Origin of the sequence: Acidiphilium sp. 34-64-41 (genome assembly GCF_002282635.1) — a bacterium.
Taxonomy (GTDB): Bacteria; Pseudomonadota; Alphaproteobacteria; order Acetobacterales; family Acetobacteraceae; genus Acidiphilium; species Acidiphilium rubrum.
Map to the genome: position 1 here is coordinate 1 of NZ_NCJX01000039.1, position 12,938 is coordinate 12,938.

Annotated in this window: 9 protein-coding genes and 2 pseudogenes; 10 read left to right on the forward strand and 1 reads right to left on the reverse strand. The window is 61.4% G+C overall.

The window, feature by feature from the left end:
- The first annotated feature begins 581 nt into the window (after window positions 1-581).
- The 9 genes and pseudogenes from B7X49_RS09815 (at window position 582) to B7X49_RS09855 (ending at window position 10,586) form a co-directional block, all read left to right on the forward strand.
- A pseudogene (locus tag B7X49_RS09815) lies at window positions 582-1,563 on the forward strand (substrate-binding domain-containing protein).
- A gap of 255 nt (window positions 1,564-1,818) precedes the next feature.
- Entirely contained in the window at window positions 1,819-2,853 is a 1,035-nt protein-coding gene (locus tag B7X49_RS09820) for an ABC transporter substrate-binding protein (RefSeq protein WP_029312940.1), read from the forward strand.
- Between the two features lie 19 nt (window positions 2,854-2,872).
- Window positions 2,873-4,390, forward strand: coding sequence for a sugar ABC transporter ATP-binding protein (locus tag B7X49_RS09825; protein WP_286703155.1), 1,518 nt, complete (start codon window positions 2,873-2,875; stop codon window positions 4,388-4,390).
- Window positions 4,387-5,343, forward strand: a complete 957-nt coding sequence (locus B7X49_RS09830) for an ABC transporter permease (protein WP_029312938.1) — start codon at window positions 4,387-4,389, stop codon at window positions 5,341-5,343. The genes B7X49_RS09825 and B7X49_RS09830 overlap by 4 nt, the downstream gene beginning before the upstream one ends.
- A gap of 2 nt (window positions 5,344-5,345) precedes the next feature.
- Window positions 5,346-6,332, forward strand: coding sequence for an ABC transporter permease (locus tag B7X49_RS09835; RefSeq protein WP_265634778.1), 987 nt, complete (start codon window positions 5,346-5,348; stop codon window positions 6,330-6,332).
- Between the two features lie 187 nt (window positions 6,333-6,519).
- Window positions 6,520-7,503, forward strand: a complete 984-nt coding sequence (locus tag B7X49_RS09840) for a ubiquinol oxidase subunit II (protein WP_286703156.1) — start codon at window positions 6,520-6,522, stop codon at window positions 7,501-7,503.
- An 18-nt stretch (window positions 7,504-7,521) separates the two neighbouring features.
- Window positions 7,522-9,589 (forward strand): annotated as a pseudogene (locus B7X49_RS09845) (cbb3-type cytochrome c oxidase subunit I).
- Complete coding sequence (locus B7X49_RS09850; protein ID WP_286703157.1) at window positions 9,586-10,221, forward strand: cytochrome c oxidase subunit 3; 636 nt, start codon at window positions 9,586-9,588, stop codon at window positions 10,219-10,221. Before B7X49_RS09845 ends, B7X49_RS09850 begins: the two are co-directional and overlap by 4 nt.
- Window positions 10,218-10,586: a hypothetical protein gene (locus B7X49_RS09855; protein ID WP_029312933.1), complete on the forward strand. Its 369-nt coding sequence runs from the start codon at window positions 10,218-10,220 to the stop codon at window positions 10,584-10,586. The genes B7X49_RS09850 and B7X49_RS09855 overlap by 4 nt, the downstream gene beginning before the upstream one ends.
- A 47-nt stretch (window positions 10,587-10,633) precedes the next feature.
- Here B7X49_RS09855 and B7X49_RS09860 read toward each other — a convergent pair whose 3' ends face one another.
- The gene (locus B7X49_RS09860) at window positions 10,634-10,813 is read right to left on the reverse strand and encodes a DUF3309 family protein (RefSeq protein WP_029312932.1); all 180 of its coding nucleotides are present in this window, start codon (window positions 10,811-10,813) and stop codon (window positions 10,634-10,636) included.
- A 534-nt stretch (window positions 10,814-11,347) separates the two neighbouring features.
- On the opposite strand from B7X49_RS09860, the gene B7X49_RS09865 reads away from it, so the two are divergent.
- Window positions 11,348-12,937, forward strand: coding sequence for an ATPase domain-containing protein (locus B7X49_RS09865; protein ID WP_286703158.1), 1,590 nt, complete (start codon window positions 11,348-11,350; stop codon window positions 12,935-12,937).
- The last annotated feature ends 1 nt before the right edge of the window (window position 12,938 follow it).

A 12,938-nucleotide genomic window follows, 5' to 3' on the forward strand; every position in this document is an offset into this window, starting at 1 on the left:
GTAGCCGTTGTCGGCCACGGAGCGTTGCAGGGCGCGGAAGATCAACGCGAAGCGCTCGGACGGGTCGGCGGGCATGAAAGGCGCGTTCGAGATCATGGGGGGAGATAAACATAGAGGGCGGGGGGTGAGAAAGGGTTTTGTTAGGCAAGGCGTTAGAATTTGGGTTGTTGGGTGTGGCGGGGCTGGATTGCTGCGCTGCGCTCGCGATGACGGGGTGGGGTTGGGGGGTGAGAAAGGAGTTTGTTAGGTGGGGCGTTAGACTTTGGTTTGGTGGTGTGGCGGGGGTGGGATGGTGGGGATCATGGGATACGAATCTCACGCTGGCGCGCTGGATGTGCCGCCGCGCTGATCACGATTGCGTGGGTGGGCAGCCGATGCGGTGAACTTAATGCGACAATCAGCGGGGCTGATTGATATATGGATGATGATTTGTCGTGGCATTGCGCTGGTCTGTTGATCGATCGGCAAAAATCGGCCGATCCAGCGATGATCGAATTCGGTTGACATGATTTTATCCGTTCGTTATCGATAAAACACAATCAAACGACCGCTTCACCAGAAGCGGCAGAACGGAGGAAACAATGGACATCAGAAAGCTATTGCTGGCGACAACTGCTTTGCTCGGTACGACGGCACTGGCGAATGCCGCGGCGGTGCACCCTTCAAAAATCACGCAGGCTCAATCGAAGGCGGTGTGTATCAATCCGTCACCCTCGCATATCGATCTGTCAAAGTTGGTGGTGGGGTTTTCGCAATCTGAGTCGAATGCAAACCCGTTCCGGGCTGGCGAAACCAAGTCGGTGCGCGATGCTGCTGCCAGTTTTCATGTCAAGCACCTGATCTATACCAATGCCCATAGCGACGAAGCCCGGCAGGTCGCGGATGTTGAGAGCATGATCAACCAGGGCGCGCAGGCTCTGGTGATTGCGCCGCTCGATGCCACGGGGCTGCAACCCGCCTTTGCCCAGGCGGCGGCGAAGCATATTCCCATTATCACGCTGGACCGGCACACCGCCGGGACCATGTGCACCGATTATCTCAGTTTCATGGGGTCGAATTTCTACTTCAAGCAGGGCGAGATCGACGCGAAAGAACTGGCCAAGGCGACGGGTGGCCACGCCAAAATTGCTGAAATTCAGGGCGCTTACGGCAACTCCGTATCCGGGGATGAAAATCGTGACCGAGCAGACCGGCAACTGGTTCACCACCGACGCTGAGAAGGTGATGAGCCAGATCCTGCTGGCACATCCGGATGTCAATGCGGTGTATGCGCAGGCGGACACCATGGCGTTCGGGGTGATGACGGCATTGCGCGATGCCGGCAAAAAACCAGGTCAGGTCAAGATCGTTTCGATCGACGGGACCAAACAGGGCGTGCAGGACATTGTGAGCGGCTGGATCTATGCCGATGATGAAACGAATCCACGGTTTGGCCCCCTCGCATTCTATGAGCTCCAGAACTGGTTCGATGGCAAGCCGGTGCCCCAGCACGTGGTTTTGACCGATCATCTCTATACCAAGGCGAACGCCGCAGCGGCATTGAAGGATAACATTCCGTTCTGAAACATGTCGGCCCGGGCCGGTCGAAGCCATTCGACCGGTTCGCTGCGGCGGGTCATTAGAGGCGTGATTGACGATGCAAGAAACTGCGTTTATCTTTCAGTCCAGAACACGGTTCTGAATTATGGAACTATACGGATGGTCTGAGGCTGGGTCGGCGTGATCGTGTTCGCCCCGGCGGTTCAGGTTGTTCGATGCGGTTCGGTCGGGATAATTCTGCCTGTTCTTGCTGCCGCCAATAAACGGAGGAAACCAACAATGACCATCAAGACATCATGGGTCGTCACATCAGTCGCTTGTGCCGCAGCACTCGCGGGCGTGGCGCATGCCCAGTCGCCCTCGACGCACGCCGCGCAGATGATCCGCTCGCGCTCTAAGGCGGTCTGCGTCAATCCGCATCCCAACCATATGAAAATCTCGGCCATTGTCGTCGGGTTTTCGCAATCGCAGGGCAATGAAAATCCGTTCCGCGCGGAGGAGACCAAATCCCTCAAGGATGCGGCTGCATCGTTTCATGCCAAGCGCTACGTTTATACCAACGCACACAGCAACGAGGCCAAGCAGGTCGCCGATGTGGAGAGCATGATCAATCAGGGTGCCCAGGCACTCGTGATCGCGCCGCTGAACTCGACCGGGCTGCAACCGGCGTTCGCTCAGGCGGTCGGCAAGCATATTCCGATCATCACGATCGATCGCCACACCGCCGGCACTGATTGCACCGATTATCTCAGCTTCATGGGCTCGAATTTTTACAAGCAGGGCGAGATCGACGGCGAGCAACTCGCCAAGGCGACCGGCGGCCATGCGGTGATCGCCGAAATCCAGGGTGCGTACGGCAATTCGGTCGAGACCGCGCGCACCAAGGGGTTTGCCGCAGCAATCCATAAATATCCGGGCATGAAGATCATTGCGGCACAGACCGGCAATTGGTCGACGACCGACGCGCAGACCGTGATGAGCCAGATTTTGCTGGCGCATCCGAATGTCAATGCGGTCTACACCCAAAGCGACACGATGGCGTTCGGCGCGATCACGGCGCTGCGGGATGCCGGTAAAAAGCCGGGTCAGGTCAAGATCGTGACGATCGATGGCACCAAGCAGGGCGTGCAGGATATCGTCAGCGGGTGGGTCTATGCCGATGATGAAACCAATCCGCGCTTCGGGCCCATTGCGCTGCACGAGATCCAGAACTGGTTCGACGGCAAGCCCGTGCCGCAGACCATCGTGATCAAGGATCATCTCTACACGCAGGCCGATGCCAAATCGGCCCTCGCGAGCGATGCGCCCTACTAATTACGGAACTGATACGATCTTGTCCGATATCATCCTCGAAACCCGCGCCGTGTCCAAGCGCTTTGGCGCTGTGCAGGCATTATCCGACGTGTCGTTCGCCTTGCGGGCGGGCGAAGTGCATGGGCTGGCTGGCGAAAACGGTGCCGGCAAGTCCACGTTGATCAAGATCCTGACCGGGTTTTATCAGCCCGATGAGGGGGAGATTATCTTGAGCGGCACGGCGGTTCGCCTCGATAGCCCGCGTGCCGCGCAGCGCCAGGGGATTAGTGCGGTGTATCAGGAGATCAACCTGATTCCCGAGCGCAGCGTTGCCGAAAACCTGTTTCTCGGCAACGAGCCGCGCCGGTTCGGCGTGCTGATCGATCGGGCGCGGATGGAGCGATCGGCGGCCGAGCTGCTGGCGCGCTACGATCTCGCGATCGACCCGCGCGCACGGCTTGGCGCGCTGGGTCTTGGTTTGCAGCAGATGGTCTCGATCGCGCGGGGTGTCCGGCTTGGGGCTCGGGTTGCGATTCTCGATGAGCCCAGCTCCGCGTTGACCGGCACCGAGGTGGAAACGCTGTATCGTGTGGTCGACCGGCTGAAGGCCGACGGTATTGCGATTTTGTTCGTCAGCCATCGGCTTTCGGAATCCTATCGGCTATGCGACCGGCTGACGGTGCTGCGCGACGGCCGCGTGGTGGCCAGTGAAGCGGTTGCGGATTTGCCGCGCGCCGCGCTGATCGGCGCGATGCTTGGGCGCAATGCCGAGGCCATTCACGGCAATCGGCCCGCACGAACCCCGCGCGAGGGCGTCGCCGCGTTCGAGGCGAACGGCCTGCGCTGGCGCAACCGGGTGCGCGACGTATCGTTCGCTGTGCGGCCTGGTGAAGTCGTTGGGTTGGCCGGGTTGCTCGGTTCGGGCCGGACCGAGACGATGAAGGCGAGTTTTGGCGCCGAGACCAAAGAGGGCGGGGCAATCCGCGTCGGCGGCAGCTCTGTCCCCTCCCCCACACCCGGACGCTCGATTGCGGCGGGTCTGGCGTTTTTATCCGAGGATCGGCGTGCGGAGGGGATATTTCCCAAGCTGTCGGTCGCTGAAAATCTGACCGCGACCGCCCTGCCCCGCATTGCCCGGTTCGGCTTCGTCTCGCAGCGCAAGCAGGCGGCGATGGTTGCCGAATTCACCAAGGTTCTGGGCATCAAGACCGCCGGGCCGAATGCGCCGATCACCTCGCTCTCGGGCGGCAATCAGCAGAAGGTGCTGCTGGCGCGCTGCCTGGCCACGGCGCCGCGCGCGATCATGCTGGATGACCCGACCCGCGGCATCGATGTCGGCGCGAAGGCCGAGGTGCATGAGGCGATCAATCGGCTGGTCGAGCAAGGTTTGGGTGTGCTGGTGACATCGTCGGAGATGGAGGAATTGATGGCGCTGGCGGATCGGTTGATCGTGCTCACCGAAGGGGCGGTAACCGGTGCGACCAGCACCGACGGGCTGGAGGTGCAGGACGTGCTCGACATGCTGGCCCAGCCGCACGAGGCGGTCGCGCACCCATGAGCACCGGTTTGATGGCGCGGACCGGGCATGACAGCCCGATGGCTCTGCTGCGGGCGCAAAGTGTCTATGTGGCGTTTGCCGCGTTGATCGTGATCGATTTGATTTTCACACCTGGCTTTCGCAACGTGTTCGTGATCCGCAACCTGCTGTTCGAGGCGGCGCCGGTCATTTTGGTGACGCTGGGGCAGAGCCTCGCCATTGGTACGCGCGGCATCGATCTGTCGGTGGGCTCGACCATGGGGCTGGCCGCGGCGGTGATGGCACTGGCGCTGCCCGGCGGCTCATGGCTGGCGGTGGCGGCGGGGGTTGGCGCGGGGCTGGTGGTGGGGATGATCAATGGTGGCCTGATCGCGGCGCTTGACATCAATCCGCTGATATCGAGCCTGGCGCTGCTGGTTGCCGCGCGCGGCACCGCGGAAGCCCTGCTCGATGGTTCGCGCGTGAGCCTGCCGACCGGCGGGTTGTTCGATGCGCTGGGCATCGGCGCCGTTTGGATCGTGCCGACCGTCGCGATCATTGCCCTTGCGATTGCGGGGTTGGTCGCTTTTCTGGTCCGCACCACGATGTTCGGGCGATACGTGCTGTTCATCGGCGCGAACAAGGCGGCGGCGATGATTGCCGGGATCAAGGTGCGGCGCACGTTGTTGCTGGTCTATGCCGCAAGCGGCGTGCTGGCGGGGCTGGCGGGTGTGTTCGCGGCGGCTAGGCTTGGCGCATCCGACCCCAATTACATCGGCGTCAATTACGAACTCGATGCGATCGCCGCGGCGGTGATCGGCGGCACGCCGCTGTCCGGCGGGCGGATTTCGATTCTCGGCGGCGTGTTCGGCGTGCTGCTGTTGCAGGTGCTGGGGGCGAGTTTCATTATGAACGACATCAATTTCAGCTATGCGCAGATCCTCAAGGCGGTGTTTATCGTCGGTGCGCTGTATTTGCAGCGGGCGGGGGGTTGAGCGTGTCGGGCACAAGCGCGGCCGTACGGGCAGAAGGCGCCGCGCCGGAGCGACGGGCGCGGTTGATCGCGCTGATCCAGTCGCGCGGGGCGATTGGCGTGCTGGTGCTGGCGACGATTGTCGCGAGCCTGCGCTTTCCGTTTTTTCCGACGGTTGCGAATTTCGAGAACATCGGTACCGCGGCGAGCTTTCTGGGCCTGGTGGCGATCGGCCAGACCTTCGTGATCATCCTGGGTGGGTTCGATTTATCGGTGGGTTCGCTGATCGGCCTCGGGTCCGTGCTGGCGGCCTATGCGCTGCCCTATGGCTGGTGGGCGGCGTTGCTGGTGCCTGCGCTGGCCGGCGGCGCGGTGGGGTTGGTCGATGGCCTGTTGATCGCGCGCGCCGGGATGGCGCCGTTCATTGTGACGCTGGCGGCCCTGCTCGGCGTGCGCGGCATTGCGCTGGTGTTGGCGAAGAACAGCCTAGTGATTGCCACGCCCGGGGTGTTCGGCCTGATCGCGAACGGGCAGATCCTCGGGATCGATAATCTGATCTGGATTGTATTGATCGGGTTTGCGATCGCCGCCATCGTGCTCAACCGCACCCGGTACGGTGTGGCGGTGTTTGCGATCGGCGGCAACGAGGAAGCGGCGCGGATGCTGGGTGTGCCGGTGGCGCGCATCAAAGTGCTCACCTACGTGGTCTCCGGCACGCTCGCCGGGCTGTCCGGCGCGCTGCTGGCGGCGCATCTGTCATCGGGCATTTCCACCGCCGGTCAGGGTGAGGAATTGAAATCGATCGCGGCGGCGGTGATCGGCGGCGTGCTGTTGACGGGTGGCGTGGGCACCATGGCGGGCGCGCTGTCCGGTGTTCTGCTGCTCGGCCTGATCGAGAACGTGATCGATCAGATCGGGAATTTGAGCTCATATTATCAGAATTTGGCGAGCGGGGTGTTTTTGCTGATCGCCGTGCTGATCCAGACAGTGCTGACCCGGCGGCGCCGATAATCCGGGCCTGACGGCTTTGTGACGGGTTGATCGCGCGCATCCGTTGATCGCCGGTTGCGCCATCCCAATGTGGGCTGAGGCGCCGTGATGGGACCCGCCATGAGCGCCACGCATGCGCGCGGACATTATAGCCGCGCTGACGCAGGGGATGATTGCGATTTTGCAACTGAGGCATCGTGCAGATTTCATGAGGCGGCGATGCGGTTGGTTGCGGCTGTTGCCGCTGGCACTGTTGGCGTTGCTGTCTGGGTGTTCGGGGCATCAGCTCCGGCTGCTGCATCCGGATGGGCCGATTGCGGCGACGTCGTTGCGGTTGAGCGTGATCGATGTGCTGATCATGCTCTGCATCATTCTGCCGACCGGTATTTTCGTTGCGATATCGCTATGGCGTTTCCGGGCCGCGCGCAAGGCAAGCTACGACCCCGGCTTCACGCATTCGGTTCGGCTCGAGGTTTTGATGTGGGGCGTGCCGTTCGCCGCGGTGGCGGCGCTTGCGTATTTTTCGTGGCGGGGTGTGTTTCTGGTGAACCCCTATGCACCGACCGCGCTGGGGCAACGCAAGTCCTTGCTCGCCATGCCGGATCGGCTGGGGACAGCCAATCCGCTGGTGATCGATGTTGTCGCGACCGACTGGCAGTGGCTGTTTATTTATCCCGATCAGCACATCGCGACACTCAATACGCTGAGCCTGCCGGCGGGGCGGAACATTGAGTTTCGACTGACCGCGACCGATGTGGTCAATGATTTCTATATCCCGCAACTGATCGGCATGATCGACGTGATGCCGGGGATGCGGACCAAGGACATGATGCGGGCTGACCGGCCCGGCGTGTGGCAGGGGTTTTCGGCGGATATCAGCGGCGCGGGATTTTCGTGGATGCAGTTTCCGACCCGCGTGATGACGCAAGCTGGCTTTGCGGCCTGGGTTGCGAAAACGCAGGCGGCGCCGCGCCATCTCGACTACGCGGGGTTTCGATCGATCGCGCGTCCCACCATCGATTTACGCGGTGTCACGCGGAATTTTTCGGCGGTTCAGCCGCATTTGTTCAGCCGGATCGTGCACGCGGCGATGAACGGTGCGACCGACACGACGCCGATGTTTCTGACCGAGCATATGCGGCGCGACCTGGCGAGGCGCGCGCCGTATCTGTCGGGCTATCCGCATTCCTGAAAGTATCGAGGTTCAACAGTGCTGGTTCATCTTCAAGGTGCCTGGAACCCCTGGCTGGGGCGGCTGACGCTCTCGCAGATACCCTACGACAGCCCGATCGTGCTCGGTGCGTTTGCCTTTGCGCTGCTGGCGGCGGCGCCGATCGTTGGGCTGATGACCTATTATCAGAAATGGGGCTATCTGATCCGCGAGTGGATCACCACGCTCGACCACAAGAAGATCGGCGTGATGTACATCATCATCGGGCTGGTGATGCTGTTGCGCGGCTTCATCGATGGCATCATGATCCGCACGCAGCAATTATTGGCCGATGGGCCGCGATCGGCGGCGCATCTGCAGGCGGTGCATGGGTATTTGCCGCCGTTCCATTTTGATCAGATCTATAGCTCGCACGGCACCATCATGATCATCTTTGCGGTCACCGTGGTGCTGACCGGGTTTCAGAACATCATTGTGCCGTTACAGATCGGCGCACGGGATATGGCGTTTCCCTACCTCAATGCCGTCAGCCTGTGGCTGACCGCGGCGGGTGCGGCGCTGGTGATGATTTCGCTGTTCATCGGCGATTTCTCGCATGCCGGCTGGGTGGGCATCGTGCCGCTGACCGAACTGCCCTACAGCCCGGGCGTGGGGGTCGATTACTGGGATTGGGCGTTGCAGCTGAGCAGCCTGGGCACCACGCTCGGCGCGCTGAACCTGATCACCACGATCATCATGATGCGCGCCCCGGGCATGCGCTGGTTTCGGATGCCGTTTTTCACCTGGGCGACGCTGAGCACGCAGACCATCGGGCTCACCGCATTTCCGGTGCTGGGGGTGGCGCTCGCGTTGTTGAGCTGTGATCGTTATCTCGGCACGCATTTCTATACTGCGGGTCTGGGTGGCAATTTGATGTTGTATACCGATCTGTTCTGGATCTGGGGGCATCCTGAGGTCTATTTCATCATTCTGCCGGCGTGGGGCATCATGTCCGAGGTGATCCCGACGTTTTCGGAGAAGGCGCTGTTCGGTTATACCGTGATGGTTGCGGCGACCTTGTCGATCGCTGGGCTGTCGTGGGCGGTCTGGCTGCATCATTTTTTCACGATGGGTGCGGGGCCGGGCGTCAATCTGGTGTTCAGTGTCTCGACCATGCTGGTCGGCATTCCGACCGGCGTGAAGGTGTTCAACTGGTCGCTCACGCTGTATCGCGGCCGGCTGCGCTTTGAGACGCCGATGTTATGGGCGATCGGCGCGCTGTTTCTGCTGCTGGTCGGCGGGTTGACCGGGATGATGCTGGCGATTCCGGCGATCAACTACACGGTGCATAACAGCGTGTTTGTGGTGGCGCATTTCCACACCATGTTCCTGGTCAGTGTATTCGGTATTTTTGCAGGGCTGATGTACTGGTTTCCGAAAGTGTTCGGGTTTCGGCTCGATGAGCGGAGCGGCCGGCGGTTTTTCACGTTTTTCTCGCTCGGCACGGTGTTCGTGTTTGCCGCGATGTACACGCTGGGCCTGATGGGCATGACCCGCCGGCTGGATTATCTGTACAATCCGCATTGGCAGGCGTTACTGATCATTCAGGAATTCGGTATTTTTCTGTATTGTGTATCGGTGTTTTATTTCTGCAAGATGATCTACGTCAGTATCCGCGACCGGGCGAAGGAGGCGCATGGCCAGGATGTGTGGCGAACCTCGCGCACGCTGGAGTGGATGACGCGGACCCCGGTGCCGTTCTACAATTTTGCGGTGATCCCGGTGGTTCACGGGCGCGATGCCTGGGCGATGCGGCGCGACAGCGGACTGACCGCGACATCGCCTGGCGACTACGAGGATATCAATCTGCCGAACAACACCATCGTGCCGGCGATGCTGGGCGCTGGCGTTCGGGTTCGGCTTTGGCATGGTCTGGCGCATCTGGTGGCTGGCCGGGTTGAGCCTGCTCGGGATCATCGGCCTCGTCATTCTGCGCTCGTTCACGGATGATAGAGGTTTCACACTGACGGCCGCGACGGTGCGCCGGATGGAACGCAACCATGAGGATACGGGGATCGTGACCGATCATATCAGCCCCCCGGTTGCCGAACTGGCGTTGTTCCAATGAGCCGCACGGCACATCGGCTGATCGGGCCTGAGGAACCGCTCTGGGCGCCGCATCACCCCGAAGCGGACCCGGTTTCGCTGCACACGCTGGGGTTCTGGCTGTATATGATGAGCGATGCGCTGCTTTTCGCGGCATTGTTCGCGGCCTACGCGGTGCTCGATCATCCCTATAACGCGGCGGGCGGACCGCAGATCCGCGATGTGGTGCATCCGGTTGCCGCTTTCATCCAGACCATCATCATATTCACCAGCGTGTTTGCCTACAGCCTTGCGATGGTCGGGCTGAAGGCGGGCAACCGGGCCTTTGTGATCGGCGGGCTGGTCGCCGCGGTGCTGCTGGGCGCTGCCTTTTTGGGGCTCGAATTACGGGACTTTGCCGTGCTCATCGCCGAGGGTGCCACACCGGATCGGAGCGGCCTGCTGTCGGTGTTTTTCGTGCTGGTCGCTACCCATGGCATCCATATGGTGTTCGGCATTTTATGGATGCTGGTGATGATCGTTCAGGTGGCCATGAAGGGCTTTACCACCGCGGTGGTCACCCGGCTGCTCAACCTGCGGATTTTCTGGATGTTCCAGGCCTCGATCTGGGTGTGTGTGTTCGTGTTCGTCTATCTCAACGGAGCCTATCGATGAGCCTGCATCGCGCCGATCCGCTCGATCATCCGGATGTTCGCAACGCCAGTGGGATCGCGTTTGTCGCTGGATATGCGGCATCGGTCGGGTTGATGGCCATCGCGCTGATGGTCACGCTGCGGCATGAGATGTCGTATGTGCGGTTTGTCATCGCTGTCGCCATCCTTGGGGGGTTGGCGTTACTGGCGCAGGCGGTGCTGATGTTCCGGCTGGATTTGTCGGGCGGGCAGCGATGGAAGACCATTTCGCTGTTGCTGGTCGTGCCGCTGTTCGTGCTGTCGATCGGGTTGACAGGCTGGATGTTTCACACGCTGTACCCGCGCACCATGCTCGATTTCATGCAGGTGCAGGGCAGCGGGATGTAGTGGACCCGGGCAGGCTAGCGCCGCCCGGGTTGAAGCCTTGCGATCGATCAGTGCATGCCGACACCGTTTGCGCCCATGCCGCCGACCAGCCAGACGACGATCAGCACGATCAGCACGATGCCGAGGACGCCGCCGAGTCCGCGGCCGCCATAGCGGCTGTAGCCATAATAGCCACCACCGCCGCCAAAGAGAATGACGATCAGGATAATCAGCAGAATGAGACCCATGAAACCTCCAGGTGATTGGCTCGAAGCGGCGACTGACGAACGCTTGAAACCACGCGAACCATGATTTCAGCTGCCAAGTCGATCCGCGAGAGAGCTGTTTTCTAACATTCGCGATGTGGTGATTGGGCATTATCAAACCAAGTGCTCGAAGGGCGATTGCTGAGATATTACTTTATTGTTCGGTAAAATTATATTTTTGACAGAAAACCGATACTCAAGTCTTTGGCCGGTCGCTGTTATACCGCCGAGGCCACGCCGCCGATCGGTAGGATGACCAATCGATAATATCGGCGACATCGACCGGCAGGATCGGCACCATGACAATACGCCTCTCTGCATGTGACCGATCACAATACCGTGATAACTAAATATCAGCGCGCTGAGTATTATGGACCTGGATGTGAGTATTCAATTGACGCCATTACCGGCCGTTGCCGCATCACGCGGGCGGATGGCTGCGGGAAGAGCCGCTGCCACAAGCTTGAATGAGCCCGGTACGCTCGCCATGTCGGCGGCGAAAAACCAGGAACGATCATGTCCCCTGGCGATAAGGCGCTGATTGTGAACGATATCGAACAAACGGGGGTCAAGGTGGTGCCCGCTGCGGCCGGCGCGACACAACCCAGCGAGGCGCAGGGGCCCGCACGCATTTCGACCGGCAGCACCGGGCTCGATGATATTCTGGGCGGCGGGTTTGATGCTGATCGGATCTATCTCTACGAGGGCCGTCCCGGCACCGGCAAGACGACGCTGGCCATGCAATTCCTGCTCGAGGGTGCGCGGCGGGGTGAGCAGACGCTCTACATCACGCTGTCGGAATCGCGGGTGGAACTCGCGGTTGTCGCACAGCGGCATGGCTGGTCGATCGAGGGCATCGATGTGTTCGAACTGCTCTCACCCGAGGCGCTGCTCAATCCCGACCACGAAATGACGGTGCTGCATCCGGCGGAGATGGAGCTGAACGAGACCACGCGGCTGGTGTTCGACCGGGTGGAGGCGACCAACCCGAGCCGCGTGGTGTTCGACAGCCTGTCCGAGATGCGGTTACTGGCGCAGAATCCGCTGCGCTATCGCCGCCAGATCCTGGCCCTGAAGCATTTTTTCGCGGGTCGTCGCTGCACGGTCGTTCTGCTCGATGATCTGTCGTCCGCCCAGAACGATTTGCAGGTGCACTCGATCTCGCACGGCGTCGTCCTGCTCGAACAATGCGCGATCGACTACGGCGCGGAGCGGCGGCGGTTGCGGGTGATCAAGATGCGCGGCATTCGCTTTCGCGGCGGGTTTCATGATTTCACGATCGAAACCGGTGGGCTTGCGATCTATCCGCGCCTGGTGGCCGCGGAACACCACGCCGCATTCACCACCGAACGGACGCCGAGCGGCAATGCCGCGCTCGATGAACTGCTGGGCGGCGGGCTCGAACGCGGCACCAATGCACTGCTGATGGGGGCTGCCGGGGTCGGGAAATCGACGCTCGCGCTGACCTACGCGGTCGCCGCCGCCGCGCGCGGCGAGCGCGCCGTGGTGTTCGCGTTCGATGAGGGGCGGGGCACCATCATCGCCCGCGCCCGTGCCCTCGGCATGGCGCTGGACGCGGCGCTGGACTCCGGCTTGATCCGCATTCGCCAGATCGACCCGGCCGAGTTATCGCCGGGCGAGTTCGCCTATCAGGTGCGTGCCGCGGTCGAAGAGCATCAGGCGCGGGTGGTGATTATCGACAGTCTGAACGGTTATTTGAACGCGATGCCGGATGGCCGCTTCCTGGTGTTGCAGATGCACGAATTGCTGAGCTATCTGAGCCAGATGGGTGTGCTGAGCATCATGATCCTGGCACAGCACGGCATGATCGGGACGACCGAAACACCGCTCGATGTGAGTTACCTGAGCGATGCCGTGGTGATGCTGCGGTATTTCGAAGTTGCCGGCACGATCCGGCGCGCCCTGTCGGTCATGAAAAAGCGCAGCGGCGCGCATGAACATACCATTCGCGAGTTCCGGCTGACCCATGAGGGAATTGCGATCGGCGATCCGCTCGCCGCATTTACCGGCATCCTGTCCGGCAACCCGGTTTACACGGGCAGCCCCGAACCGCTGCTGGCGGGGGGCGGCGCGCGCGATGGATGAG

What these genes read in the sequence shown, in the direction of transcription:
- B7X49_RS09820 (WP_029312940.1), top strand. Translation starts at nt 1,819, where the DNA reads ATGACCATCAAGACATCATGGGTCGTCACATCAGTCGCTTGTGCCGCA.
- B7X49_RS09830 (WP_029312938.1), top strand. Translation starts at nt 4,387, where the DNA reads ATGAGCACCGGTTTGATGGCGCGGACCGGGCATGACAGCCCGATGGCT.
- B7X49_RS09840 (WP_286703156.1), top strand. Translation starts at nt 6,520, where the DNA reads ATGAGGCGGCGATGCGGTTGGTTGCGGCTGTTGCCGCTGGCACTGTTG.
- B7X49_RS09850 (WP_286703157.1), top strand. Translation starts at nt 9,586, where the DNA reads ATGAGCCGCACGGCACATCGGCTGATCGGGCCTGAGGAACCGCTCTGG.
- B7X49_RS09855 (WP_029312933.1), top strand. Translation starts at nt 10,218, where the DNA reads ATGAGCCTGCATCGCGCCGATCCGCTCGATCATCCGGATGTTCGCAAC.
- B7X49_RS09860 (WP_029312932.1), bottom strand. Translation starts at nt 10,813, where the DNA reads ATGGGTCTCATTCTGCTGATTATCCTGATCGTCATTCTCTTTGGCGGC.
- B7X49_RS09865 (WP_286703158.1), top strand. Translation starts at nt 11,348, where the DNA reads ATGTCCCCTGGCGATAAGGCGCTGATTGTGAACGATATCGAACAAACG.